Here is a 25,084-nt window from a genome sequence, read left to right on the forward strand (position 1 = left end):
CGACCGACAGCGCCCCCACCCGGCGCGTCCTTTCCGCACCGCGCTTCACGATCACCCCGCCCTCCGCACCCGGATTACCGCCGCAATCCGGGACCGGAATACGGCCGCATTCGGGGACCGGATTGCGGCGGTGATCCGGGTTGGGCGGGAGGTGAGGTGAGCGCGGAGAGCGGCTCGTGCCGGGTCAGGTGAAGGTGGATCCGCGGGAGTGGAGGAGGGAGGCGTTGGTTGCCAGGAGCGCGTGGGGGTCGTGATCCGTGGTGTCGATTTCCGCTACGTGCCAGGGGATTTCGGCTGCGGGCTCGAGGATGGCGGGGACGTCCACGGCTCCCGTGCCCAGGGGCGTTTGGGGCGCGTCCCGGGTGGCCGGGCCGTCCTTGAGGTGGACGGCGACCGCGCGGGACCCCAGCGAGCGCAGGATCTGGGTGGGGTCGGCTCCGGCCGCGATCGCCCAGTAGACGTCCAGCTCGGCGAGGACCTGCGGGTGGGTGCGCTGCCACAGGCGGTCGTAGGCGGGTCCCCCGGGCAGTTCGGCCCACTCGAACCAGTGGTTGTGGTAGCCGAGCCGCAGACCGTCCGGCGCGTCGGCGGCGGCCTGACCGAGGGCGTCGGCGAAGGCGTCGAGGGCCGCCGCGTCGGTGAAGGTGTCCTCGCCGAATCCCGGGATCTGGCGCGGGTGCGGGATGAACGCCGTGCCGGCGCCGAGCTCGGCGCACTCCTCGGCCAGTTCCGCCACGCTCGGCAGGGCGGCGTGGGTCGCCGAGACCGCCAGTCCGGCGGCGTCGAGGTCGGCGCGCAGCTTGCGGGTGGAGGCCAGCCGCTCTGCCTGGCTCTTGGCCGGCGAGCCGAGCCCGAACGGTTCGACGTAGCGGAAGCCGATCTCGGCCAGCCGTGCCAGCGTCGCGGGCTGGTCGGCGGCCAGCTGGTCGCGGACGCTGTAGAGCTGAACGGACAGTGTCGGCAAGGACCTCACCCCTTCAGGGAGGGAATCAACCCACGATCAACGGGCGGAGGGTGCGCTGCGCGATGCGCAGGCCCTGCGTGATGCGTTCGTCGTCGCCGCCCCAGACGGGGTCCTCGTGCTCGACCGACAGCGTGCCGGTGAACCCGTGCTCGTAGAGCCGGTCCACGACCTTCGGCCAGTCGACCTGGCCGAGTCCGGGCACGCGGTAGCGCCACCAGCCCATGTCCCAGGGGTTGCCGTCCTTGTCGACCTTGCCGAAGAAGCCGTAGCGGTTGCGCGCCGCCGGGTCGAGCTCGACGTCCTTGGCCTGGGCGTGCACGATGCGATCGATGTAGGGCGCGATGGTCTCCACCGGGTCGATCCCGATCCAGGTCAGGTGCGAGGGGTCCCAGTTGAGGTAGAAGCCCAGCGAAAACATCCACTCCCACAGCTCCGGCGAGTAGGCCAGGTTGCCGGGGTAGCCGTCGGGGTGCCAGCCCTCCATGACGCAGTTCTCGACGATGAGCTTCACGCCGCGCTCACCGGCGTAGTCGACGAGTTCGGGCAGCACCCGCTGCCCCTCGGCGAGGTTGTCGGCCACCGACTTGGTCCAGTCGCGGCCGATGAAGGTCCCCACGTAGGGCACGCCGAGCGCCTGGGCGGCGTCGATGGAGTGCTTGAGGTGGGTGCGGATCTCCTCGCGGCGCGCGGGATCGGGGTGAAGGTTGTTCTCGTAGTAGGCGAACGCCGACAGCTCCAGGCCGTAGCGCTGGAAGAGGTCCTTGGTCTCGTCGACCTGCTCGGGGCCGAACTCGGCGACCGGCAGGTGGGCCGCTTCGAAGTCGCGGCCGCCGGTTCCCGGCCAGACGGCGACCTCCAGGGCCTCGTAGCCGTTGATCTCGGCCCAGCCGGCGCACTCCTCCAGCGTCCAGTGCGGGAGGCAAGCGGTGAGCATTCCGAGTCGCATCATCACACCTTCGTCCAGGAGCCGTTTCCGGAGGCGCGCACGACCGCGTCGACCAGCCGGGCCGAGCGGAGTCCGTCGGTGAAAGTGGGGAGCCCTTCGGGGTCTCCGCCGTCGATCGCCGCGTAGGTGTCGGAGACGAAGGCGTCGAAGCAGTCGGCGTAGCCCTGCACGTGCCCGGCGGGCAGCTTGGAGAGCCTGCGCTGCTCGGCCGACCCGGTGCCGATGTCGCGCGTGAGGAGGCGGTTGCTCTCGGCGCCGCCGAGCCAGATCTGCTCGGGGTTCTCCTGGTCGAACACCGCGCTGCCGCCGGAACCGTCGAGCTCGAACCACAACCGGTTCTTCCGGCCCGCCGCGACCTGCGAGATCGTGGCCGAGGCGAGCACGCCGGTGCCGGTGCGCAGCAGCAGCGCCGCGGTGTCCTCGGTCCGCACCGCGACCCGATCGCCCGCGTCGCCGCTGGGGCCGCCGAAGCTGGCTCCTCCGGCGGCCGGGCGGGTGGGCACGGCGATGGAGAACTCGGCGAGGACGTCGGTGAAGGTCTCCCCCGACACCCACTGAACGAGGTCGCACCAGTGCGAGCCGATGTCGGCGAAGGCGCGCGACACCCCGCCCTGGTCGGGGTCGACGCGCCAGCCGGAGGCGTCCGGGTCGAGCATCCAGTCCTGCAGGTAGCTGCCGTGCAGCAGGTGCCAGTCACCGAACTCGCCGGCCTGCCGCCGGGCCCGGATCTCGCGGACCAGCGGGTGGTAGCGGTAGACGAAGGGCACGGTGGCCACGAGTTCGCTGGCGCCGGCCGCCGCGGCCATCCGCTCGGCCTCGTCCAGCGAGATCCCCAGCGGCTTCTCGCAGATCACGTGCTTGCCGGCGGCGAGCGCGGCTTCGGCGAACGGCGCGTGGGTGGCGTTGGGGGTGCAGATGTGGACCACGTCGACCCGGTCGTCGGCGAGGACCTCGTCGAACGTGGCGAACGCGCAGGCGTTCCACTCCCCCGCCTTCTCCAGCGAACGCTGCGGCGTGGACGCCAGCACTCCGGTGATCTCGGCGCCGGCGAGCAGCGCGGAGCGCCGGTGCACCTCGCCGATCATCCCTGCGCCCACGATCGCGGCGCCGCGCCTGGTGTTCCCAGGGCTCACGCGCCTGCCTCCCTCGGTCGGTTCCGGTGACAACGACGGGTGTCTCACGCCCGATTTTCGTCTTCACTCACGCTAGGACCCCACATTTATGCCGACAAGAGCTACAATTTATTTTCTTTTCGGTCATAAATAAGCGGTAAATCCGGCAGAGGAGGCGACCGTGGGATGGGATCCGGTCCGGTTGACGGTGCCGAGGACGTCCGGGCGCGCTGACGCGAACCTGGTGCTCAGCGGCCTGACCAGGCTGATCGTCTCCGGCACGGCGGAGAGCCGCGCCGAGCTGGTCAAGCACACCGGCCTGGCGCGCTCGACCGTCAACAGCCACCTGGACGCGCTCATCGCGGCCGGGGTCGTCGCCGAGCGCGGCGCGCTCAGCGGAGGCGGCCGGGGACGTCCCGCGCACCGGCTGGCGATCGCCCCGCGCGCCGGGGTCGTGCTCGCCGCCGACGTCGGCGCGCACAGCACCCGGCTGGCGGTGGCCGATCTCGGCCAGGACCTGCTCGCCGAGAAGCAGGTGTCGCTGGACCTCTCGGTCGGCCCGGAGAAGGCGCTCGACGTGCTCACCGAGCACCTGCGGGAGCTGCTGCGCAACACCGACGTCGCCGCCGACGAGGTCAAAGCGCTGGTGATGGGGCTGCCCGGCCCCGTCGATCCGCGCATGGGCATGCCGGTGCGGCCGCCGATCATGCCCGGCTGGGACGGTTTCCCGGTCGGGGACACGATGGCCGACCGCTTCGACTGCACCGCTTCGGTCGACAACGACGTGAACCTGATGGCCCTCGGCGAGGCCCGCGCGCTGCCCGCCGAGGAGTCCCCGCTGCTGTTCCTCAAGATCGGCACCGGGATCGGCGGCGGCATCGTCTCGGCGACCGGTGAGCTGCACCGGGGTTCCGACGGAGCGGCCGGCGACATCGGGCACATCCGGGTGCCCGGCGCCGACGACGTGATCTGCCAGTGCGGCAACGTCGGCTGCGTGGAGGCGGTGGCCTCGGCCGATGCCGTGCTGCGCGGGCTGCGCGCCGAGTCGGGCGGGCCGCAGACGATAGAGGACCTGGCACGACTGCTGCGCGACGGCGACGCACTGGCCATCCGCAGGATCCGGGCCGCCGCGGCGACCATCGGCGAGGTGGTGGCGATGCTGGTGCACTTCTACAACCCGAAGCGGATCGTCCTAGGTGGACTGATCACCTCGGTCGGCGACGACCTGCTCGCCGGGATCCGCAGCGTCGTCTACCGCCGGGCGCTGCCGCTGGCGACCCGACACCTGTCGCTGGCCAACAGCACGCTGGGCCGCTCGGCGGGGCTGGCTGGCGCGGTGGTGGCGGGGATCGAGAACGTGCTGTCCCCGGAGGGGATTCACCGGCTGGTGCGCGACATGCCTTGACACCCGGTGACCGCGCCGCAACCATGTGATCGTCTCACGCCGCCGTTCGACCGGTGACCGGGTTCTTCCCGGGATCACCGCCGACGAACCGCGAAGCGGAGACACGCCATGCCTTCATCCCGGCCCTGGGCCGCCGTCGCCGTCGCGGCGCTGGCCCTCAGCGGCTGCGCGAGCCCTCCCCCGGCGGCCCCGCCGGGCGAGCACGCACCGCAGGTCACCGTCGCAGAGCCGGGTTCGGCTCGGGGCGCTCGCGGTGAGGTCACCCTCTGCGGGATCCGCGACACCGGCGTCTTCGAGAACCTCACCCAGGAGTTCAACGCGCGCGGTGGCGGGCTCAGCGCGCGCTACGTCGAGATCGGCCAGGACACCGATTCCACCCGCGCTCAAGCGCTGCAGCGCCTCGAAGGCGGGTCGTCGGAGTGCGACCTCTACCTGACCGACGTGACCTGGACCAGCGAGTGGGCGACGCAGGGCTGGCTGCTCGACCACAGCAGGCTCACCGAACGGCACCGCGACGAGCTGATGCCGTCGACGTTGGAAACGGTGCGCTACGCCGGCCGCGACTGGGGAGTTCCCTTCTACATTAACGCCGGACTGCTGTTCTACCGCGCCGATCGGGTCCCGCCGCCCACGACCTGGCGCGAGGTCTACGCCCAGGCCGGGCAGGACCGCTCGAAGCGGGTGCAGATGCAGGCCAAGCGCTACGAGGGCCTCACCGCGAACTTCCTGGAACTGCTCTACTCCGCCGGTGGTTCGGTGATCGACGACTCCGGCCGTGTCACCGTCGACTCGCCGCAGACCCGCGCGGTGCTGCGCTTGATGGCGCAGGGCATGGACTCCGGCGCGATCGACCGCGCGTGCCTGAGCTACGACGAGGACTACGCCCGCCGCGCCTACGAGTCCGGCGCGGCCGGGTACCTGCGCCAATGGCCCAGCGCGCACAAGCTGATCAGCGAGACCTCGGCGGGCCCGGTCACCCGGGCGGCGGCGCTGCCTGCCTTCGACGAGGGCAGCCGGCCGGCCGCGGTGCTCGGCGGCTGGAACCTCGCCATCGCCGCCAAGTCCGACAACCCCGGCGCCGCGGTCGCGCTCATCGACTACGCGACCAGCGCGGAGTTCCAGAAGAAGATGGTGCTGCGCACCGCCCAGGCCCCGGTGTTCGCCGCGCTCTACGACGACCCCGAGGTCCGCGCCGAGCTGCCGTTCATCCCGCAGCTCAAGGAATCGCTGCTGCACGCGAAACCGCGTCCGCGCTCGCCGGTGTACGCGCAGGTGTCGCGAGCGATCTACGACAACGCCTACGAGGTGATCTCCGGGCAGACCGACGTCGAGTCGGGTGTGCGGGAGTTGGCGGCGGACGTCGAGTCCGCGCAGGAGACGTTCTGATGAGCCGCGTGGACGCCCAGCAGCGGCGCACCGCGGTGTGGATGGTCTCCCCCGCGCTGGTGATCATGTTCCTGGTCGCGGCGGTGCCGATCGGCTACGCGGTCTGGTTGTCGCTCAACGTCTACAGCGTCCGGCGGGCGGGTCTGTCGCACTTCGTCGGCCTGACCAACTACTGGAACGCGCTGCTCTCCGAGCAGTGGTGGCGGGCCTTCGGGCAGACGTTCCTGTTCGCCTTCACCTCCGTGGCTCTCGAAGTGGTCATCGGCGTGGCGATGGCGTTGCTGCTCAACGTGGCGTTCCGGGGTCGCGGCCTGCTGCGCTCGGTGCTGCTGGTGCCCTACGCGGTGCTGACGGTGGTCTCGGCGATCACCTGGCAGGCCATGTTCGAGTCCAACCTCGGCCTGGTCACCGGCCTGCTGCGGGCCCTCGGCCTGCCCGGCGGCGAGCAGGTGTGGCTGGCCGAGCCCGGCTACGCGATGGCTGTGATCATCGCGGCCGACGTGTGGAAGACCGCGCCGTTCGTCGCGCTGCTGGTGCTGGCCGGGTTGCAGGTCATCCCCGGCGAGGTCTACGAGGCGGCGGACCTGGACGGGGCGAGCCGCCGGCAGACGTTCTGGCGGGTCACGCTGCCGCTGCTGCGCCCGGCGATCGCGCTGGCGGCGATCTTCCGGTTGCTCGACGCGCTGCGAATCTTCGATCTGCCGTTCGTGCTGACCAAGGGTTCCAACGGCACCGAGACGATGTCCATGATCGCCTACCAGGAGCTGCGCGAGCAGCGGTTGATCGGGCAGGGTTCGGCGCTGTCGATCCTGACCTTCATCACCGTCATGGCCGTGTCTCTGGTCTACATCCGCTTCGCCGGCGGCAACATTCGCGACATCGCGGAGGAGAAGTCATGAGCCGCCCCGTGATCCTGCTGTTCGCGCTGCTGGTGGTGCTGGCCTCGCTGGTGCCGTTCTACTGGCTGGTCAACACCTCGCTCAAGACCGGCGCCGAGCTGTCCTCGGGGTCGCTGGTGCCCGGTTCGCCCTCGCTGCGCAACTACCTGGAGGTGCTGCAGGACGAGGACTTCCTGACGGCGCTGGGCAATTCGCTGGTGGTCGGGGTGGTGACGACCTCGCTGGCGCTGCTGCTGGCCTCGTTCGCCGCCTACTCGCTGGCGCGGCTGAAGCTGCCGCGCAAGGGCATCATCCTCGGGCTGGTGCTGTCGGTGACGACGTTCCCGGTGATCGCCATCGCCGCGCCGATGTTCACGATCTGGCGCGACATCGGCCTCTACGACACCCTCGCCGGGCTGATCATCCCGAAGCTGACCTTCGCGCTGCCGATGGCGATCTTCGTGCTCACCTCGTTCTTCCGCGAGATCCCGTTCGAGCTGGAGGAATCCGCGCTGATCGACGGGGCGAGCCCGTTCACCGCGTTCCGCAAGGTGATCCTGCCGCTGGCCGTGCCCGGCATCGCCACCACGGCGATCCTGGTGTTCATCTCGGTGTGGAACGAATTCCTGCTGGCGGTCACGCTCACCTCCACGCCGGAGGCCCGGACCGTTCCGGTCGCCATCGCCTACTTCTCCGGAACGAGCGATTTCGACCACCCGATCGGCACTATCAGCGCGGCCTCCGTGCTCGTCACCCTGCCACTGCTGGTACTCGTGCTGGTCTTCCAGAAGCGCATCGTGGCCGGTCTGACCGCCGGCGCGATCAAGGGCTGAGGCCACCGCAGAAGAAGGAGTCCCTTGATGAGTGACCCCAGGTTCCGGGTCGGAGTCGTCGGCGTCGGCTGGGCGGGGCAGCAGCACCTCGCCGCCTACCAGGCGCTGCCCAACGTTGAGATCGTGGCGATCGCCGGGCAGGAGGCCGACATGCTGGTCTCGCTCGGCGAGAAGCACGGCGCACCGCACCTGTTCGAGAGCTGGGAGCAGCTCGTCGAGCTGCCGGAGCTGGACGCGGTGAGCATCGCGGTGCCCAACTTCCTGCACGCCCCGATCGCCGTCGCCGCGCTCAAGCGCGGACTGCACGTGCTCAGCGAGAAGCCGTTGGCCCGCAACGGCGTCGAGGGCAGGCAGATGGTCGACGCGGCGCGTTCGGCCGGCCGGGTGCTCGACGTGGCGTTCAACCACCGGCTGCGCGGCGACATCCAGACCCTCGGCGAGATCATCCAGAGCGGCGAGCTCGGCCGGCTCTACTACGCCAAGGCGTCCTGGATGCGGCGACGCGGCATCCCCAAGATCGGCAGCTGGTTCACCAACCGCGAGATGGCCGGCGGCGGGCCGCTGGCCGACATCGGCGTGCACGTGCTGGACTACGCGCTGTTCCTGCTCGGCGAGCCGAAGGTGGAGTCGGTGAGCGCGGTGACCTACGCCGAGCTGGGCCCGCGCAACATCGGCGGCATGAAGTGGGAAACCGCCCAGGCCAAGGGCGGTTTCGAGGTGGAGGACTTCGCCTCGGCGTTCATCCGGCTCGAAGGCGGCGGGACGTTGGTGCTGGAGACCTCGTGGGCGGCGTTCCGCAATCCCACCGACCTCATCGACTTCAGCGTCCTGGGCACCGAGGGCGGCGCCGAGCTCCGGGCGGTGGGCGCCACCAAGGCGCAGGTCGGTGACCTGCACGTGTACCGGGACGTCGACGGCGAGATCGCCGACTACCAGCCCAGCGCCGAACCCGGGCGCGCGCACGCCGCCGTGGTGGAGAACTTCGTGCGGCTGCTGGGTTCTCCGCAGGAGTGGCCGGACAACGACGGGTCGCAGGCGTTGCGCCGCGCGGAGGTCATCGACGCCTGCTACCGCTCGGCGGCCGAGAAGCGGGAGGTGGCGGTCGCGTGAGCGGTCTGCGCATCACGGTCTGGAACGAGGGCGTGCACGAGGCCGAGCAGGACCCGCCGGTGATGGCCGAGATCTACCCGCACGGCATCCACGGCGCACTCGCCGAGGGGATCCGGCAAGGGCTGCCGGAGGCCTCGGTGCGCACCGCGCTGCTGGCCGACACCGAGCACGGGCTGCCCGAGGAGGTGCTGGCCGACACCGACGTGCTGCTGTGGTGGGGCCACCGCGCGCACGGTCAGGTCGACGAGGCGGTGGTGGACCGGGTGCAGCGGCACGTCCTGGGCGGCATGGGGCTGCTGGTGCTGCACTCCGGGCACTTCTCGAAGATCTTCCGGCGGCTGCTGAGCACGACGTGCTCGCTGGGCTGGCGGGACGCGGCCGAGCAGGAGCTGGTGTGGACCGTCGCCCCGCACCACCCGATCACCGAGGGAGTGCCGAACCCGCTGGTCATCCCCGAGCAGGAGACCTACAGCGAGTTCTTCGACATCCCCGCGCCGGACGAGCTGATCTTCATCTCGTCCTTCGACGGCGGGGAGGTGTTCCGGTCGGGCGTGACGTTCTTCCGGGGTCACGGCCGGATCTTCTACTTCAGCCCCGGCGATCAGCGCTACCCCGTCTACCACCAGCAGGAGATCCGGAGAGTGCTCACCAACGGCATCCGCTGGGCCGCCCAGCCGGACCGTCCCCGAACGGCTCCCGACGTCGCCAAGCTCGACCGCCGCTGGCGCTGACCGGCCCTCGTCGAATCTCGCGTGAAGTCGAGGCCGCGCTCCGCCGGTCGAATTGCGCGCGAAATTCGAGTTCCCTCACCCCGTCAGGTGGCGTTGGCCCGGGAAGTAGTGCTTCGGGTCGTCGCGCCTGTCGGGTGGTGGGTAGTTGCGGGGGGGTGTTTCGACCAGCGGGGCGTCGGCCGGGAGGCGGCCTTGGGCCCGGTTCCATGCCGCCCTGGCGCGCGGGTGGAGGCGGAGCTTGAACGGGACGAGGCTCCACAACGCCGCGAACACCCGGCCGACGACGGTGAGGAGGAGTTCGTCGCGGCGGGTCCAGCGCAGGCCGAGCTTCTCGCGGATCGGCGGGTCGTAGCAGCCGGTGGTCAGCCAGTGCATGAGCCGGGTGATCGGCGGTCGCCCCCACCGCCACGCGGGTTCGGGCAGCCACCGCATCAGCGGCGGCCTGCCGATGCGGGAGAGGTCGCGCACGTCGCGGGTCGCCTTGTTGACCTCCAGCACGTCCCGGCACATGTGGTCCCAGTAGCGCTGGAAGCTCGGCCAGTCCGGCGGGACCGGGCGCATGCTCATGCCGTAGAGCCGGTACCACTGCACGCCCTCGGCGTAGACCTGCGCCTTCTGCTCCTCGGTCAGGGGCTTGCCCAGGCGGTCGTTGATCAGGATCGGCATCACCAGGAACGTCGCGTGCGCCCAGAAGAACGTCTCCGGGTTGAGCGCGTGGTAAGGCCTGCCGCGCTGGTCGACGCCCTTGATGCCGTTGTGGAAGCCGCGGACCAGCTTCGCCGTCTCCGCCGCGCGGGGGCCGTCGTAGACCACGCCGCCGATCGGGTACAGCGATCGGTAGAGCCGTTCCCAGCGCTCGTCGAAGAACTCCGAGTGCTCCTCCACGCCCGCGCCCAGCTGCGGGTGCATGTTCTGCATCGACCCGGCCCACAGCGCCAGCAGCAGCCCGCGCCAGTCTCCGAAGTAGCGCCACATCAACGAATCCGGCCCCAGCGGTTCGGTCATCCGACGCTCCGTTCGATGTGAGCACGGCCGTCATCAAAAGTAAGCAGGCCAACACGCAGCGTCAATGCCGCACGCCCGGACGGACGCCGCGGGTACCCCGCCTAGACTCGGGGGCTGGAGGTGGTCAGGCCGTGACCAAGAGCCAACTCGGCATCCTGCTGGTGCGCACGCTGCTGTTCTTCGCCGTGGCGGTGGCCCTGGGCGTGATCAACGGCTGGCCGTCGTACGCCGTCATCGCCGTGGCGCTGACCGGTGGTGCGGCGCTCGTCCAGCTCGGCGGCTGGCTGTGGATGCGCCGCGCCGAGCAGCGCGGGACGGCGGCGGAGAAGCCGGCCGCGCGCAGCGAGTTCCTCTGACTGGCCACAACTACCCCCCTGGGGTATAAAGGTGGTGGGTCCACCGACCCAGGGGAGGTAATTCGATGCACGGCTACGCCCACAACAAGGACGACTACGCCAAGCGACTGCGTCGCATCGAGGGTCAGGTGCGCGGGCTCGCGCGCATGATCGACGACGACGAGTACTGCATCGACGTGCTCACCCAGGTCTCGGCCACCACCAAAGCGCTGCAGGCCGTCGCGCTGGGGCTGCTCGACGAGCACCTCAAGCACTGCGTCTCCGAGGCGATGTCCGAGGGCGGCGAGCAGGCCGACGCCAAGATCCGCGAGGCCAGCGACGCCATCGCGCGCCTGGTGAAGTCCTGACGGACCGGCACGTGCGCACCGGAGCGTTCCGCTGGGCCCTGCTGGTGGCCCTGGCTCTCGGCGTGGTGCTCATGCACCACGTGCCCGCGCAGCACGACGCCCACCACGCCCAGCACACCGTCGGCGCGCAACCTCAGGTCCAGGCCTCCGACGACGCCGCGCCCGACGGGCACGACGCGCTGCACCTATGCCTGGCGGTCGCCGCGAGCTTCCTCGTCCTGCTGGCTCCGCGGCTGCGCCTGGCCGCGGTCGTCACGGCCGAGATGTCCCTCTCCCGGATCCGGCGCACACTGCAACGGGCGCGACCTCCGGATCCATTACCTCGGCGGCTCGCCGCACTCTGCGTACTCCGGCGCTGATCGGACCGCGGACCGGCCCGACCCGGTCACGCCCGATCACGCCAATTCGAAGACGAGGTAATTCGCGATGAAGCACGCCCGCACGGGCGCCGCTGTGCTCGGCGCCGCCCTGTCCCTGTCGTTCCTGGCCGGCTGCGGCCAGGCGCAGAACCCCGCTCCGGCGGCTCCGCCCGCCCAGACCGCACCCGCGCACAACGACGTCGACGTGATGTTCGCCCAAGGCATGCTGCCGCACCACGAGCAGGCCATCGAGATGTCGCGGATGGCCGCGCAGAACGCCGGATCCCAGCAGGTCAAGGACCTGGCCGCCCGGATCGAGGCGGCGCAGGGACCGGAGATCGACAAGCTGAACGGCTGGCTGCGCGACTGGAACGCCCAGCAGTCCGGACGCGGAGGAGGGCACGGCGGACATGGCGGTCACTCCATGACAGGCATGATGTCCACCGATGAGATGGCCGGCCTCGGCCGGACCAAGGGCCCCGAGTTCGACCAGAAGTTCCTGATGCTGATGATCAAGCACCACGAAGGTGCGGTCGAGATGGCCCGGACCGAGGTGGAGAAGGGTCGTTTCCCCGACGCCCAGCAGATGGCGCGGGAGATCATGATCAGCCAGCAGTCCGAGATCGACTCCATGCGCACGATGCTCACCCAGCACTGAGCGAACGGCTGCCCGGGCGCACCGGGCCCGGGCAGCCCGCGCGGAACCCGGAATTCACGGAACTGTCATCGATTCCGGGAATACCCGTCCACAATGGACTCAAAATTCACCGTTTGTAATCCGGATCACAGCGAACCCCGGATTTCTCCGGAACAAACGCGGCTTCCACCACGCTCTACGTCGGGTACCGAACGACATTTCCGAAAGGAAGCGATGGAAGACGTTGCTGTGCAATCCCCGGCGGCGCCGGCCCGGACGACCGATGTCCGCGCCGACGAACCGACCGGGCTGGAGCGACTGCGCATCATCGTGGTGCTCGGGGCGCTGATCGCCCTGGGGCCGCTGACCATCGACATGTACCTGCCCGCGCTGCCCTCCATCGGCGCGGACCTGGGGGCTCCCGACTCCACCGTGCAGCTCACCCTCACCGGGACGCTGCTCGGACTGGGTCTGGGACAACTGCTGATCGGCCCGCTCTCCGACGTCGTCGGACGCCGCAAGCCGCTCATCGCCGGCACCGCGCTGCACATCCTCGCCTCGCTGGCCTGCCTCATCGCGCCGAACGTCGCCGTGCTCGGCGGGCTGCGCGTGGTGCAGGGAGTCGGGGCGGCCGCGGCGATGGTGGTCGCGATGGCCGTGGTGCGCGACCTGTGGTCCGGGCGCGCGGCCGCCACCGCGCTCTCGCGGCTGATCCTGGTCATGGGCATCGCACCGATCCTGGCTCCGACGCTGGGCGGCGCGGTGCTGCTGTCGGCCTCGTGGCGCGGGGTCTTCGGCGTGCTGGCCGCGCTCGGCGCGGCCCTGCTGGTGCTGGCGGTGCTCGCGCTGCCGGAGTCGCTGCCGCCGCAGCGCAGGCAGGAACCGCACTTCTCGCCGGTGCTGCGGACCTACGGCAAGCTGCTCACCGACCGCGAGTTCGTGCTGCTGCTGATCGTGGCCGCGCTGGCGATGACGGCGCTGTTCTCCTACGTGTCGGGCTCCTCGTTCGTGCTGCAGGAGCAGTACGGGCTCAACCAGCAGGCGTTCGGCCTGGTGTTCGGAGCGGGCGCGGTGGCGCTGATCGGCGCTTCGCAGCTCAACGTCGTGCTGCTCAACCGCTTCACCACGATGCAGATCGTGGTCACGTCGCTGATCGTGGCCACCGCCTCCGGGCTGGTGATGGTCGCCCTGACCACCACCGGGATCGGCGGGCTGGCCGGATTCCTGGTGCCGTTGTGGGTGGTCCTGGGCTCGATGGGCTTCGTGATGCCCAACGCCCCGGCGCTGGCGCTGGGACGGCACGGCGAGGCCGCGGGCACCGCCGCAGCACTGCTGGGCGCCTGCCAGTTCGGGCTCGGCGCGCTCATCGCGCCGCTGGTCGGAGTGCTGGGCAACGACGGGCCGGCGATGGCGGTCATCATGACCGCGGGCGCGGCGGTCGCCCTCGTGGCGCTGGCGGCGGTGGTACGGCTCAGCAACCGAACCGTGGCCGCTGCTTGACCCCGCATCCGGGTGACGGACCTCTAACATCACGGCTGGGCGGTGGCCCCGCCCAGCCGTGAGGAGGTCGCGATGTCCGAGCCCGACGAAATCGATCTGGACAAGCCCAACGCTGCGCGGGTCTACGACTACTACCTCGGTGGCAGCCACAACTTCGCCGTGGACCGCGAGATGGGCGACCAGGCGATCGCGATGTGGCCGGAGCTGCCGCAGATCATGCAGGCCAACCGCGCTTTCCTGCGACGCGCGGTGCACTGCTGCGTCGAGCAGGGCATTCGGCAGTTCCTCGACCTGGGCTCGGGCATCCCGACCGTGGGCAACGTGCACGAGGTGGCGCAGCTGGCGGCGCCCGGTAGCCGCGTGGTCTACGTCGACACCGATCCCGTCGCCGCGGCCTACAGCAAGACGTTGCTGGCCGACAACGCCGATGCCGACATCGTGCGCGCCGACGCCCGCGACCCCGAAGCCGTGCTCGCCTCCGACGAAGTCACCGCGCTGCTCGACCTGGACCAGCCGGTGGCGGTGATGATGGTCGCGCTGCTGCACTTCATCGACGACGAATCCGCGCCTCGCGAGGTGATCGCGCGGTACCGGGACGCGTTGGCGCCGGGCAGCTTCCTGTGCCTCTCGCACGCCACCGACGAGGGGCGCCCGGACGTCGCAGGCGAACACGCCGACCTCTACAAGCAGCGGACCGCCACTCCTCTGACGTTCCGCTCGCGAGCAGAGATCGGCGGGTTCTTCGAGGGCTTCGAGCTGGTCGAACCGGGCCTGGTCTTCCTGCCGCAGTGGCGACCGGTCTCCCCCTCGGAGGTCGGCGACAACCCGGAGCGCATCACCGGGTTGGCCGGCGTCGGCCGGAAACTATGACCGGACCCGGCGCTTGCGGCCGGTGACCTTGTTGTAGATGACCAGCACGATCACCGCGCCGATGACGGATCCGATCCAGCCGGCCGGCTGGAAACCGCGCAGGCCCACGGTGAACAAGCCGAACAGGAAACCGCCGACCGCGGAACCCACGACGCCGAGGACAATCGTCATCAGCAGGCCGATGTCGTCCTTGCCCGGCACGATGGCGCGGGCCAGGAAACCGGCGATCAGGCCGAACACGATCCAGCCGAGAATTGTCAGGAACACCGAGCTCACCCGTTTTCGCTCGCGGACAGTGCGAATTCCCAGGCTACTCCGATCATGCCCGCCCAGTCGCGGTGATCGTCTTCACCCGGGTTTCGAGGCGGTCACGAAACGGCTGACCTCGAGCATCGGGCCGATCGCCAGCCCGGGATCCCTGCCGAGCCGGACCGCCGCGTCCTCGCTGGTCTCGGCCTCGCTGCGCCAGCCCAGCTCGGCCAGCAGGTCGGGAGCGGGCGGGCGGCCGTCGTCGTGCAGGATCGCGCTGACGTCCACGCCCTGCTGCTCGCCGTACTCGGAGATCTTCGCATCGCCTGCGATCTTGCTCGTGTCGTGGAACTCCTCCACCGCCAAGCGACTTCCCGGCGCGGACAGGTCGGTGATCGCCTGCAGGAGCCCCCGTTCCGCCTCACCCGACAGGTAGGGCAGCAGGCCTTCGGCCAGCCATCCGGTCGGAACGCCGACGTCCAGGCCCGCGGCGATCAGCGCGGCGGGCCAGTCCTCGCGCAGGTCGATTCCCAGCATCCGGTGCTCGCAACCGGACTCGACCCGATCGAGGATCTCCCGTTTGAACTGAAGGACTTTCGGCTGGTCCAATTCGAACACCGCGGCCCCGTCGGGCCAGTCGAGCCGGTAGGCGCGCGTGTCCAATCCGGCGGCCAGGATCACGAACTGGCGCACGCCGGATCCGGCGACCTGCGCGAAGAAGTCGTCGAAGAAGCGGGAGCGGACACCGATGTAGTGGTCGATGCGCTCGGCCCAGCGGCGCTCGTCATCGGGGATCGCCGCCAGCTCCTCCGGCGTGGTCGGGAACGCCATCCCCTGGCCCGCGGCGCGCACCAGCGTCTCGGCGTGGGGGTCGTTGACGAGCCGGTCGTCCCGGCAGCTCTCGATCGCGTTGGCGGCGGCCACCGCCAACGCGGTGACGCCGATGCCGCTGACGATGTCCCAGTCCTGTTCTGCCACTCCCCGATCGTAGGCGGCGAACGCGGTCGGCGCGGGACGTGAGAACGGGCCCGAAATCACCTGCCGAACAGGTCATTTCGGACCTCGCGCCCCCTCATGCGGGCTTGTGCGCCTCCACGAATCGGCTGGCGTCGGCCATCTCGCCGAACATCCCGCTCAGGTCGCGGCCGTAGCCCCGCGCCTTCGCCTCGGCGCCTTCGACCTCGGTCTTCCAGCCCAGCCCACGCAGCACGTCCGGGGCCTCGGGGCGATCGTCGGAGTGCAGCAGGTCCCGCATGTCCAGACCCCACTCCTGGCCGAAGTCGGCGAGATCCTCGTCCTCGAAGAGCCGGCGGACGTCGTTGAAGTCCTCCACCGCCAACCGGCTGCCGGACGTCGAGAGCTGGTCGGTGCTCGTCAGCAGCTGCTGCTCAGCCTCCGGCGGGAGGTAGGGCAGCAGGCCTTCAGCCAGCCACGCGGTGGGCGCCTCGGCGTCGAAACCGGCCTCGGTCAGCGCCGCGGACCAGTCCTCGCGCAGATCGATCGACACCGGGCGGTGCGCGCACTTCGGCGCGGCGCCGAGTTCGTCGAGGACGGTCTGCTTGAACTCCAGGACCTTGGGCTGGTCGATCTCGAAGACGGTGGTGCCCGCGGCCCAGTCCAGTCGGTGGGCACGCGCGTCCAGGCCGGAGGCCAGGATCACCACCTGCCGGACACCGGCCTCGCCCGCTGCGGCGAAGAAGTCGTCGAAGCAGCGCGACCGCACGCCCATGTAGTCCTCCATCTCGGCCTGCGCCCAGATGGAGTCCTCCGGCAGCTGCGCCACCTCCTCCGGCGAGGTGGGCATCGGCACCGGCGCGTCGGCGGCCTTGACGAACGCCGCGGCGAACGGGTCCGACATCAGCCGGTCCTCGCGATGGGTTTCCAGCGCCCGCGCCGCAGCCACTCCCAGCGCGGTCAGCCCGACGCTGGTCACGATGTCCCATTGCTGGCCAGTAGTCACGCTCGCGCCCCTCTCGGTTCCCGCGCTTCCCCCGGAAACGTCATTCGTTCCGGTCACTCAGCCGAACTCGCTGAGCAGAAATCGGTACTCGCCGTGACCGTAACAAGTTAGTTGCGCACATCAACTAAATGTGCGTTAGGGCACACCGCAGAGCGGACGAACCCGCTGAAAACCGCTCAACCAGGCGAAATGCTCAGCCCGGTCGAATTCGCGAGGAGTCAGTTCAGGCGAGGAATTCGCCGGCCCAGGAGTAAAAATGACGGGTCGTGTTCAGCCGGCCGTTGCACCGAACCGAAGAGATCCACCCATGTGGGTGATCGGCGGCCGAGAAAATTGTGCCGTTCAGCGCATAGACTCCCGGCCCGTGACTGCACTACCGCACAGCTCGACCGAGGCGGCCCTTCGCGACGCGGTGGACACAGCCCTCATCGACTTGCTGACCAAGCCGAACACCCCGGCTGACCGCGCCCGCCAGGAACTGATGCGCGCGGTGGGGCTGCTCGACGAGCATCCGCAGATCGCCGTCTCCGCGGATGCGGCGACCGCGGTGCGCAGCGCCGCGGAGCACCTGGCCCACGGCGAGCGCGCCAACGCGCGCAGCGCGCTGGTCACCGCCCGAGGCCGGCTCTCCGCGCCCGGTTCCCGGCAGGCCACGCGAAACAACTGAGGTCCGACTTCCTCAAGCCCGGCGCGAAGCAACTCGCGCCGGGCTTGAGACGTCTTCAGGCGAAGCACGGTTCGCTCTGGAGGAACATGTCCGACCACCTCGCTCCCCCGCCCGTCGTTTCGCAGTACCAGGTCCCGGCACCACCGCTGTTCGACTCCTTCTGGCCCCGGCCCGAGACCGGCGCGCCCCGAGCCCTGCTCGCAGCGCTGATCAGCGGTGTCGCCGCAGCGGTGTTCCTCCCGCTGGAAGGCCCCGGAATCGGCTGGACGCTGTTCGGGATGTGCGCGGCGGCGGCACTGCTGTTCGCCGTGCGCGACGTCCGGACCGGGCAGGTGCTGTGGGCGGTCACCGGCCTGCTGCTGCTGTCGGTGTGCGCCCTGCGCAGCGCCGAGTGGCTGGCAGCGCTGTGCGTGCTCACCTCCGCCGTCGCGGCGGCGCTGGCGATCGGCCGCGCCCGGGCGGTGCGGGAGCTGGTGCTGATGGCGGTCGCGGTGCCGATCGCCGCGTGCCGGGCGCTGCCGTGGACCGCGCGAGGCATGCGTGGCCGGGTGCGCGGCAGCCGTGCGCTGCGGATGGGCCTGTCGGCGCTGGTCGCGCTGCTGTTGCTGCTGGTCTTCGGGGCGCTGTTCGCCGGCGCTGACGAGAACTTCGCGCGGATCGCCGACGCGGTCGTGCCCGAACTGGACTTCGAGACGTTCTTCCGCGCGACGTTCGTGTTCGCTCCCTCCACCGTGCTCGCCCTGGGCGCCGCCTTCACCGCGCTGCGCCCTCCGACGCTCGGGGCTCCCAGCGGTGAGCGGCGCACGCTGCGCGGAGCGGAGTGGGCGGTGCCGATCGGCGTGCTGGTGGCGCTGTTCGGGCTGTTCATCGTCGTGCAGGCGGCGTCGCTGTTCGGCGGTCCGGCGCACGTGCGCGACAGCGCCGGGCTGACGTTCTCCTCCTACGCGCGCAACGGGTTCTGGCAGCTGACGCTGGTGACGATCCTGACCCTGCCGGTGATCGCGGCAGCCGCGCGCTGGGCGCCGAGGCGCACCCGGGCCGAGCGGAACCTGCTGCGCGGCCTGGCGGGGGCGCTGGCGGTGCTGACGCTGGTGATCGCCGGTTCCGCGCTGGCCCGGATGTGGTCCTACCAGGACGCCTACGGGTACACGGTGCTGCGGATGCTGGTGATGACCTGCGAGCTCTGGCTCGGCGTCGTCTACGCGATGATCATCGCCGCGGGCGTGCGGCTGCGCGCGCGCTGGTTGCCCACCGCCGTGCTGGGCACCGCGATGGGCGCGCTGCTGGTGCTGGCCGCGGTCAACCCCGAAGGCGCGGTCGCCGAGGCCAACGTCTCCCGCTTCGAGCAGACCGGCAAGGTCGACCCCGAGTACCTGGCGGAGCTGTCCGCCGACGCGCTGCCCGCCATCGAGCGGCTCCCGGCCGAGGTCAAGGGTTCGGTGGTCCTGGACATCAACGCCCGTGCGGGTGACATGTCCTGGCGCTCCTGGAACCTCACCGACCAGCTCAACCGGCTCTGAGGCCGTCCCCCGTTCGCGCGGGTAGCCGGGGTGCGCGACCTCTCACGAAGTCGCGCACCCCTCGCTCAGCGCAGTTCGCCTAGGCGCTCCCGGTACTCCTCGCCGCTGAGCTCGCCGCGCGCGTAGCGCTCGGCCAGGATCGTCCGCGCGCTCTCGGTCGCCGAAGGCCGCCGCGTCCTGCGCAGGATCGCGTAGATCGCGGTGACGATCAGCGATGCGATCAGCACCATCCACACCAGGCCGAAGATCCAGAACGGACCTCCGCCGTGCCCTCCGGGTCCGGGCCCGGGTCCCCACTGCATCAGTAGTTCGGTCACCATCGCTGCTCACCTTCCTCGTCGGTGATTCCCAGCATCGGCGCCGACGGCGATCCGGGCGTCCGACCAGGAGCGACACCCGTGCTACCGTCCGCGACGTAGGCCGGGACCAGCGGTGTGCGCAGACCGCGCACGCGTCCCGGAATCGTTGGCCGTTCACTCTCGGTTGCCATCGCGTTTCTTGCGATCACCAGAGCATTCGGGGTTTGGTGGTCGAGGCGGGATTTCCCCGCAACTACGCGAGGAGCTCGAGTTGGACGCAGCTGAGATGGCCGGCCCCAAGCCCATGCTCGCCGGACGCAGGCCGTGGGGTCCGCAACTGTCGGTGTACGTGTTCATCCTCGGCCCGTTCCTCGCCCTGGTGGCCGCCGTGCCACTGGCGTGGGGCTGGGGCTTGAACTGGTGGGACGTGGCGCTGGCCGCGGGCTGGTACGTGCTGACCATCCTGGGGGTGACGGTCGGCTACCACCGCTACTTCACCCACGGAGCCTTCCGCGCGAAGCGGTGGCTGCGCATCACGCTCGCGGTGGTGGCGAGCATGGCGGTGCAGGGTCCGATCATGCACTGGGTCTCCGACCACCGCAGGCACCACGCCTTCGCCGACCGCGAGGGCGATCCGCACTCCCCCTGGGCCTTCGGCACCTCGCCGGCCGCGCTGGTGCGCGGGTTCTGGCACGCCCACATGGGCTGGGTGTTCGAGCGCGACCTGACCAACCAGGAGCGCTTCGTCCCGGACCTGCTGGCCGACGCCGACATGCGGCTGGTGCACAAGCTGTTCGGCCCGCTCACGGTCGCGACGTTCCTGCTGCCTGGGCTGATGGGCTGGTTGATCACCGGTACCGCCTGGGGCGCTCTGACGGCGTTCTTCTGGGCGGGGCTGGTCCGGGTGGCGTTCCTGCACCACGTGACGTGGTCGGTGAACTCGATCTGCCACCTGGTGGGCGAACGGCCGTTCAAGAGCCGGGACAAGGCGGCGAACTTCTGGCCGCTGGCGATCCTGAGCATGGGCGAGTCCTGGCACAACCTGCACCACGCTGACCCGACCTGCGCGCGCCACGGCGTCCAGCGCGGTCAGATCGACATCTCGGCGCGGGTCATCTGGCTGTTCGAGAAGGCCGGCTGGGCCCACCACGTCCGCTGGCCCACTCCGACCCGCCTCTCCCGCCTGGCCGTCGGCGAGGACTGACTCAGCGCCGGGTCGAGGTGCAGCGGATGCACAGCTTGGCCGCGGGCAGGGCTTCGAGGCGTTCCTTGGTGATGCGCTTGCCGCAGCGCTGGCACTGCCCGTAGGTGCCGTCCTCGACGCGCCTGGCCGCCTCGTCCAGCGCCTCGAGCTCGGCCTTGGCGTCGATCAGCAGGCCCTGGGTCTGGGCCCGCTCGTAGGCGATGGTGACGCCTTCGGGGTCGTGCTCGTCGTCGTTGGTGGTCCAGGTCGCCGACTCGACGATGGACGTGAGGTGCCGCTGCAGCGACTCGATGCGGTGCTGCACCTCGGTCCGGTGGTCGGCCAGGAGCCTCTCCGGCGACTTGCGCGCCATGTTGGGTCAACGCCGTGCGGCGGGCTTTATTCCGGGTCGGCGCCGCTGGTCACCGGTTCGGCCCGCCCGGTGCGGGACCGGGCCAGGCTGGCGACCGTGGTGATCGCCAGGGTGAGCACGATGAAGCCGAGCGAGGCGGCGATGCCGATGTCGGGGACCGGGAAGTGGATCTCCTCGACGTGCGATCCGTGCAGCGCCTCGACGATCAGCTTCAGGCCGATGAAGCCGAGGATGACCGCCAGCCCGTAGCTGAGGTAGATCAGCCGGTCGAGCAGCCCGCCGATGACGAAGTAGAGCTGCCGCAGCCCCATCAGCGCGAAGGCGTTGGCGGTGAAGATGATGAAGCCGTCCTTGGTCAGCCCGAAGATGGCCGGCATCGAGTCCAGCGCGAAGATCACGTTCGCCAGCCCGAGCGCGGCCACGACCAGCAGCAACGGCGTGAACATCCGCTTGCCACCGGCGCGGGTGACCATCTTGCCGCCGTCGTAGGTGTCGGTGGTGGGCACGACCCTCTGCAGCGCGCGGATCATGCCGCTGCCCTCGTCGTCGGGCTCGTCGCCACCGGCGTCGCGAGCGACCTTGATCGCGGTGTAGATCAGGAACGCGCCGAAGAGGTAGAACACCCAGTTGAACGCGGCGAGCACCGCGACACCCGCGGCGATGCACGCCGCGCGCAGCACCAGCGAGATCAGGATGCCGATGTGGAGCACCCGGTGCTGGTGCTCGCGGGGCACCGCGAAGCGCGACATGATGATCACGAAGACGAACAGGTTGTCGACCGAGAGGCTGTACTCGGTGACGTACCCGGCGAAGAACTCCGCGCCGCTGGTGGAACCGGCGAAGGCGAACAGCAGCCCGCCGAAGATCGCCGCGAGCGCGACGTAGAAGGCCACCCACAGGCCGGCCTCCTTGACGCTGACGGCGTGCGGCCGCCGCCCCACCACGAGCAGGTCGGCCGCGATCAGGCCGAGCAGCGCGACCAGCGTCACCGCCCACACCCACACCGGGAAGTTCATCCGCGTCCCCTCACACCGCTCGCTGCGCACCCTGTCCCGCGCTCGGACAAGTGAATGCAGAATACTGTATGGAAAAACGGAACCCCGGCGATCAGCGGGACGATTCCGATCAATTCGGACGAAAAATCATCGCAGCCGGACCGAAATCACAGTCAGATGAGGCCGTTTGAACACCTACGTCCGATTCATTCCTCACCGGTACCGTTTTTCCGATCGTCCACACTGGACCCAGTTTCCCACGCGAGGCGGAATGCTCTTGCTCCGGTCGCCGCGAGTCAAGGCCCGGCGTTCAGCACCGCGAACCAGCGCCGGTCGACCTCGACGACCCGCGCGCTGAAACCGGTGGCCAGCGCGGCGATGGCGTCGGCACCGACGCGCGCCCAGCGGAAGGCCCGGCCGCGCCGGCCCGCGTCGACGACGCGCCCGGTGCCGCGCCAGATCCCGGTTCCGGGCGGCTCGACCTCCACCCACGCCACTCCCCCGGGCCGCAGCAGGCGGCGCACCCTGGACAGCAGTGCCGCGGGGTCGCCGCCGATGCCGATGTTGCCGTCGACCAGCAACGCCTCCTGCCAGCTGCCGTCGCCCGGCAGCGGGCCGAACACGTCCCGGCGCAGCGCCGTCGCACCGCGGGCGAGGGTCGTCTCCACCGCCAGCCGTGAGCTGTCGATGCCCAGGCACATCACTCCGCTGCCGGTGAGCGCACGGGCGAGCCTCCCGGGACCGCAGCCGATGTCGAGCACTGGACCTCGGCACGCCGCCAGGACGTGGCGGTCGGCGGTGTCGGGCTGGGAGATCCAGCGGTTCCCGGGCAGCGGCCGGGCGGAGCCGTCGCTGGTCTCCAGGGTGGTCGTGCCGCCGCGCAGCGCCGCGTCGAACTCGCCGCTCACCTCGGGCACCCGGCCAGCGCCGCGGCGAAGCGGGTGCTCGGTGCGACCGAGGCGACCGCGCGGGCGTCGTGCATCGTGTCGACGTCGACGAGCTCGGGCAGCGCGCTGACCCGCAGTCCGGCGTTGCGCAGCGCGTTGAGGGTGCGGCGGCCGGTGTCGGGGCGCGAGGTGGGGATTTCGGCGAGCAGGCGCGCGAACCGGGGGTCGCGGAAGCCGATGGCCCACCAGCCCCCGTCGGCGGCCGGGCCGTAGACGGCGTCGGCGCCGACCAGCCGGCGGCAGGCGTCGGCGAGCAGCTCCGCGGTGACCTGCGGGGTGTCCATCCCGATCTGCAGCACCGGCAGGCCCGGGTGGGCGGCGGCGGTGTCGGCGTGGGCGGCGGCCAGGCGCTGCGGGAAGTCCTCGCCGCGCTGGCCCAGCAGCGTGCCGCGAGCGAGTCGTTCGCGCAGTTCGGTGGCGCGGGCGGCGTCGTCGAGGTCGCCGGTGAGGGCGACGGCGGGGTGCGCTCCGGGGGTGGAGCGGACGGCGTCGAGGGTGTCGAGCAGGCTCGCGGCGGCGAGCTCCGCGGCCTGCTCGGGTGTAGCGGGAGGGCACAGCCGGGTCTTGGCCAGCCCGGGGACGGGGGCCTTGGCGACGACGAGCAGCGCGATCATCGCAGCACCCGCGCCATGTCGCGCGTTGCGCGCAGCGTGCCGCGCACCGAACCGGAGACCTTCGAGCGGGTTCCGGCGGTGCGCGGCCGGTACTCGACGTCGGTCTCGACGATCCGCCAGCCCGCCCGCCCGGCCTTGAGCAGCAGCTCCAGCGGATAGCCGAAGGCGCGGTCGGCGACGTCGAGGTTCAGCAGATCAGCACGCCGGACGGCGCGGATCGGCGCGATGTCGTGGACCGGCACGCCTCGCCTGCGCAGCAGGGCGGCGATGAGCGCGTTGCCCGCGCGGGCGTGCGCCGGCCAGGCCCCGGGCGCGGCCGGGACGCGCCTGCCCACCGCCAGATCCGCGCCGGCGCGCACCCGCGCGACCAGGTCCAGCAGCACCGCCGGGTCCAGGGAACCGTCGCAGTCGGCGAAGCAGACGATCTCGGTGTCCGCGGCGCGAAGACCCGCGTGCACCGCGGCCCCGTAGCCGCGGCGGGGTTCGGCGATCACCGTCGCACCGCGAGCGGCGGCGATGTCCGGGGAGCCGTCCCGAGATCCGTTGTCCACCACCAGCGCCCGGTACCCGTCGGGCAGGGCCGCGAGCACCCCGGGCAGGGCGGCGGCTTCGTCCAGGCAGGGCAGCACCACGTCGACTTCGTTCACGCCACCCATGCAAGCGCGCAGTGGGCGCGGCCGAAAAGGACTGCGGCGCTTACCGAATCCTTACGCCGGGTGAGTTCTTACGAGGTTCTGACGGATCCCCGCAGCGCGTTGGCCGAGGGCTCGCGCACGACTACCTTCGCGGCGGTGCTCCTCCCCTCCCGCCGCGCGCAGCTGATCGCGCTCGCCACCGGTGCGCTGCTCATCGCCGCCACGGCGATCGCCGGTGTCGCGCTCAACCGCGTCGGCGTTCCGCTCCACGCCGACGCCGCTCCGCTCTTCGGCTTCCTCCACCCCCATCTCGGCCCCGGAACGCCGTTGGCGGTGGCGCTGGCGATCGCCGTGGTCGTGTGGGGCCCGCCGCTGGCGGCCCGATTGCCGTGGCGCGGGTTGCTCATCGCGAGCTACGCGGCGGCCCTGGCGTGGACGGTCTCGCTGGCGCTGGTGGACGGGTGGCGCGCGGGGATCACCGAGAGGCTGACCGACTGGACCGAGTACCTCCACGACGTGCCCCGGGTGCACGACATCCCCGCGATGATCGGCGGGTTCACCCAGCACGTCCTCGCGGGGCAGCCCCACTCCTGGACGGTGCACGTCTCGGGCCACCCGCCGGGTGCGCTGCTGGTCTACACGTGGCTGGACCGGCTCGGACTCGGCGGCGGCACCTGGGCGTCGGTGGTGACGTTGCTGGTGGGAGCCCTGGCCGCGGTCGCGGTACCGGTGACGGTCAGGGCGCTGCACGACGAGCGGGCGGCGCGCGCGGTGGTCCCGTTCGTGGTGCTGTTCCCCGGCGCCGTGTGGATGGGCGTCTCGGCCGACGGCCTGTTCACCGGCGTCGCCACGACCGGCATCGCCCTGCTGGCGCTGCGCCGAGCGCTGCCGTCCCTGCTCGGCGGGCTGTCGCTGGGAGCGGCGCTGTTCCTCAGCTACGGGCTCACCCTCGTGACCGTGATCGCCCTCGCCGTCGGGCTGATCAACCGCTCCTGGCGCTCGCTGCTGATCGCCGCACTCGGTGCGTCCGTCGTCGCCGCCGTCTTCGCCGCCTTCGGGTTCTGGTGGCTCGACGGCTACCACCTGGTGATCCAGCGCTACCACCAGGGAGATTTCGCCCAACGCCCCTACGCCTACTGGGTGTTCGGAAACCTCGGCGCCCTGCTCCTCTCAGCCGGCCCCCTCACCGCAGCCGCCCTCACC

At 70.8% G+C, this 25,084-nt stretch carries 29 protein-coding genes; 16 read left to right on the forward strand and 13 right to left on the reverse strand.

Features of this window, described 5'->3' with window-relative positions; translation table 11 throughout:
- Positions 1 to 184 precede the first annotated feature (184 nt).
- Genes E1202_RS28505 through E1202_RS28515 form a run of 3 tightly spaced genes read right to left on the reverse strand, consistent with a single transcriptional unit; the run spans position 185 to position 3,043 of the window.
- Positions 185 to 964, reverse strand: coding sequence for a sugar phosphate isomerase/epimerase family protein (locus E1202_RS28505; protein WP_132686424.1), 780 nt, complete (start codon positions 962 to 964; stop codon positions 185 to 187).
- A gap of 25 nt (positions 965 to 989) precedes the next feature.
- Positions 990 to 1,910, reverse strand: coding sequence for a sugar phosphate isomerase/epimerase family protein (locus E1202_RS28510; protein ID WP_132686425.1), 921 nt, complete (start codon positions 1,908 to 1,910; stop codon positions 990 to 992).
- 2 nt (positions 1,911 to 1,912) lie between these two features.
- On the reverse strand, positions 1,913 to 3,043 hold the full coding sequence (locus E1202_RS28515) for a Gfo/Idh/MocA family protein (RefSeq protein WP_132686426.1): 1,131 nt from the start codon (positions 3,041 to 3,043) through the stop codon (positions 1,913 to 1,915).
- A 160-nt stretch (positions 3,044 to 3,203) separates the two neighbouring features.
- Here E1202_RS28515 and E1202_RS28520 point away from each other — a divergent pair, with 160 nt between their 5' ends.
- From E1202_RS28520 to E1202_RS28545, 6 genes are all read left to right on the forward strand, one after another.
- Positions 3,204 to 4,427, forward strand: a complete 1,224-nt coding sequence (locus tag E1202_RS28520; protein WP_132686427.1) for an ROK family transcriptional regulator — start codon at positions 3,204 to 3,206, stop codon at positions 4,425 to 4,427.
- Between the two features lie 108 nt (positions 4,428 to 4,535).
- Positions 4,536 to 5,813 (forward strand): ABC transporter substrate-binding protein, encoded by a 1,278-nt coding sequence (locus E1202_RS28525; RefSeq protein ID WP_132686428.1) that lies wholly within the window; start codon positions 4,536 to 4,538, stop codon positions 5,811 to 5,813.
- Positions 5,813 to 6,712 carry a carbohydrate ABC transporter permease gene (locus E1202_RS28530; protein ID WP_132686429.1) on the forward strand — a complete coding sequence of 300 codons (900 nt, stop codon included), beginning with the start codon at positions 5,813 to 5,815 and terminating at the stop codon, positions 6,710 to 6,712. Before E1202_RS28525 ends, E1202_RS28530 begins: the two co-directional genes overlap by 1 nt.
- Positions 6,709 to 7,524: a carbohydrate ABC transporter permease gene (locus E1202_RS28535; protein ID WP_132686430.1), complete on the forward strand. Its 816-nt coding sequence runs from the start codon at positions 6,709 to 6,711 to the stop codon at positions 7,522 to 7,524. Before E1202_RS28530 ends, E1202_RS28535 begins: the two co-directional genes overlap by 4 nt.
- A 27-nt stretch (positions 7,525 to 7,551) precedes the next feature.
- On the forward strand, positions 7,552 to 8,634 hold the full coding sequence (locus E1202_RS28540; RefSeq protein ID WP_132686431.1) for a Gfo/Idh/MocA family protein: 1,083 nt from the start codon (positions 7,552 to 7,554) through the stop codon (positions 8,632 to 8,634).
- Complete coding sequence (locus E1202_RS28545; protein ID WP_132686432.1) at positions 8,631 to 9,365, forward strand: ThuA domain-containing protein; 735 nt, start codon at positions 8,631 to 8,633, stop codon at positions 9,363 to 9,365. The genes E1202_RS28540 and E1202_RS28545 overlap by 4 nt, the downstream gene beginning before the upstream one ends.
- A 75-nt stretch (positions 9,366 to 9,440) precedes the next feature.
- Here the strand turns inward: E1202_RS28545 and E1202_RS28550 are convergent, their stop codons facing one another.
- The gene (locus E1202_RS28550; protein ID WP_132686433.1) at positions 9,441 to 10,370 is read right to left on the reverse strand and encodes an oxygenase MpaB family protein; all 930 of its coding nucleotides are present in this window, start codon (positions 10,368 to 10,370) and stop codon (positions 9,441 to 9,443) included.
- A 131-nt stretch (positions 10,371 to 10,501) separates the two neighbouring features.
- On the opposite strand from E1202_RS28550, the gene E1202_RS28555 reads away from it, so the two are divergent.
- From E1202_RS28555 to E1202_RS28580, 6 genes are all read left to right on the forward strand, one after another.
- A complete protein-coding gene (locus E1202_RS28555; protein WP_132686434.1) occupies positions 10,502 to 10,726 on the forward strand; it encodes a hypothetical protein in 225 nt (74 codons plus the stop codon).
- 65 nt (positions 10,727 to 10,791) lie between these two features.
- Positions 10,792 to 11,073, forward strand: coding sequence for a metal-sensitive transcriptional regulator (locus E1202_RS28560; RefSeq protein ID WP_093420260.1), 282 nt, complete (start codon positions 10,792 to 10,794; stop codon positions 11,071 to 11,073).
- Between the two features lie 11 nt (positions 11,074 to 11,084).
- Positions 11,085 to 11,432: a DUF6153 family protein gene (locus tag E1202_RS28565; RefSeq protein ID WP_132686435.1), complete on the forward strand. Its 348-nt coding sequence runs from the start codon at positions 11,085 to 11,087 to the stop codon at positions 11,430 to 11,432.
- Positions 11,433 to 11,499: 67 nt separating this feature from the next.
- Positions 11,500 to 12,090 (forward strand): DUF305 domain-containing protein, encoded by a 591-nt coding sequence (locus E1202_RS28570; RefSeq protein ID WP_132686436.1) that lies wholly within the window; start codon positions 11,500 to 11,502, stop codon positions 12,088 to 12,090.
- A 213-nt stretch (positions 12,091 to 12,303) separates the two neighbouring features.
- Complete coding sequence (locus tag E1202_RS28575; protein WP_132686437.1) at positions 12,304 to 13,569, forward strand: multidrug effflux MFS transporter; 1,266 nt, start codon at positions 12,304 to 12,306, stop codon at positions 13,567 to 13,569.
- A gap of 72 nt (positions 13,570 to 13,641) precedes the next feature.
- On the forward strand, positions 13,642 to 14,439 hold the full coding sequence (locus E1202_RS28580; protein ID WP_132686438.1) for an SAM-dependent methyltransferase: 798 nt from the start codon (positions 13,642 to 13,644) through the stop codon (positions 14,437 to 14,439).
- Here E1202_RS28580 and E1202_RS28585 read toward each other — a convergent pair.
- The 3 genes from E1202_RS28585 to E1202_RS28595 all read right to left on the reverse strand — a co-directional run bounded on the left by E1202_RS28585 (position 14,434) and on the right by E1202_RS28595 (position 16,648).
- Entirely contained in the window at positions 14,434 to 14,706 is a 273-nt protein-coding gene (locus tag E1202_RS28585; protein ID WP_132679089.1) for a GlsB/YeaQ/YmgE family stress response membrane protein, read from the reverse strand. The two genes, E1202_RS28580 and E1202_RS28585, sit on opposite strands and share 6 nt — an antisense overlap.
- A gap of 81 nt (positions 14,707 to 14,787) precedes the next feature.
- Positions 14,788 to 15,666, reverse strand: a complete 879-nt coding sequence (locus E1202_RS28590; RefSeq protein ID WP_132686439.1) for an SAM-dependent methyltransferase — start codon at positions 15,664 to 15,666, stop codon at positions 14,788 to 14,790.
- Between the two features lie 94 nt (positions 15,667 to 15,760).
- Positions 15,761 to 16,648, reverse strand: a complete 888-nt coding sequence (locus E1202_RS28595; protein ID WP_165944020.1) for a class I SAM-dependent methyltransferase — start codon at positions 16,646 to 16,648, stop codon at positions 15,761 to 15,763.
- 364 nt (positions 16,649 to 17,012) lie between these two features.
- Here E1202_RS28595 and E1202_RS28600 point away from each other — a divergent pair, with 364 nt between their 5' ends.
- Both E1202_RS28600 and E1202_RS28605 read left to right on the forward strand, forming a co-directional pair.
- Positions 17,013 to 17,315 carry a hypothetical protein gene (locus E1202_RS28600; protein ID WP_132686441.1) on the forward strand — a complete coding sequence of 101 codons (303 nt, stop codon included), beginning with the start codon at positions 17,013 to 17,015 and terminating at the stop codon, positions 17,313 to 17,315.
- A gap of 86 nt (positions 17,316 to 17,401) precedes the next feature.
- Positions 17,402 to 18,835, forward strand: coding sequence for a DUF4153 domain-containing protein (locus tag E1202_RS28605; protein WP_235879081.1), 1,434 nt, complete (start codon positions 17,402 to 17,404; stop codon positions 18,833 to 18,835).
- A 65-nt stretch (positions 18,836 to 18,900) separates the two neighbouring features.
- On the opposite strand, the gene E1202_RS32450 is transcribed toward E1202_RS28605, so the two are convergent.
- A complete protein-coding gene (locus E1202_RS32450) occupies positions 18,901 to 19,155 on the reverse strand; it encodes an SHOCT domain-containing protein (RefSeq protein WP_235879082.1) in 255 nt (84 codons plus the stop codon).
- A gap of 265 nt (positions 19,156 to 19,420) precedes the next feature.
- Between E1202_RS32450 and E1202_RS28615 the strand changes: the two genes are divergently transcribed.
- On the forward strand, positions 19,421 to 20,338 hold the full coding sequence (locus tag E1202_RS28615) for an acyl-CoA desaturase (RefSeq protein ID WP_132686449.1): 918 nt from the start codon (positions 19,421 to 19,423) through the stop codon (positions 20,336 to 20,338).
- 1 nt (position 20,339) lies between these two features.
- On the opposite strand, the gene E1202_RS28620 is transcribed toward E1202_RS28615, so the two are convergent.
- From E1202_RS28620 to E1202_RS28640, 5 genes are all read right to left on the reverse strand, one after another.
- Positions 20,340 to 20,690 carry a TraR/DksA family transcriptional regulator gene (locus E1202_RS28620; RefSeq protein ID WP_132686442.1) on the reverse strand — a complete coding sequence of 117 codons (351 nt, stop codon included), beginning with the start codon at positions 20,688 to 20,690 and terminating at the stop codon, positions 20,340 to 20,342.
- 26 nt (positions 20,691 to 20,716) lie between these two features.
- On the reverse strand, positions 20,717 to 21,706 hold the full coding sequence (locus E1202_RS28625) for a TerC family protein (protein ID WP_132686443.1): 990 nt from the start codon (positions 21,704 to 21,706) through the stop codon (positions 20,717 to 20,719).
- Positions 21,707 to 21,981: 275 nt separating this feature from the next.
- Entirely contained in the window at positions 21,982 to 22,593 is a 612-nt protein-coding gene (locus tag E1202_RS28630; protein WP_132686444.1) for a methyltransferase domain-containing protein, read from the reverse strand.
- Complete coding sequence (locus E1202_RS28635; protein ID WP_132686445.1) at positions 22,590 to 23,246, reverse strand: TIGR04282 family arsenosugar biosynthesis glycosyltransferase; 657 nt, start codon at positions 23,244 to 23,246, stop codon at positions 22,590 to 22,592. The genes E1202_RS28630 and E1202_RS28635 overlap by 4 nt, the downstream gene beginning before the upstream one ends.
- A complete protein-coding gene (locus tag E1202_RS28640) occupies positions 23,243 to 23,893 on the reverse strand; it encodes a glycosyltransferase family 2 protein (RefSeq protein ID WP_235879083.1) in 651 nt (216 codons plus the stop codon). The genes E1202_RS28635 and E1202_RS28640 overlap by 4 nt, the downstream gene beginning before the upstream one ends.
- Positions 23,894 to 23,962: 69 nt before the next feature.
- Here E1202_RS28640 and E1202_RS28645 point away from each other — a divergent pair.
- On the forward strand, positions 23,963 to 25,084 hold a 1,122-nt coding region (locus E1202_RS28645; RefSeq protein WP_132686447.1), incomplete at its 3' end, for a hypothetical protein.

The sequence above is a fragment of the Saccharopolyspora karakumensis genome (assembly GCF_004349225.1).
Lineage (GTDB): Bacteria > Actinomycetota > Actinomycetes > Mycobacteriales > Pseudonocardiaceae > Saccharopolyspora > Saccharopolyspora endophytica.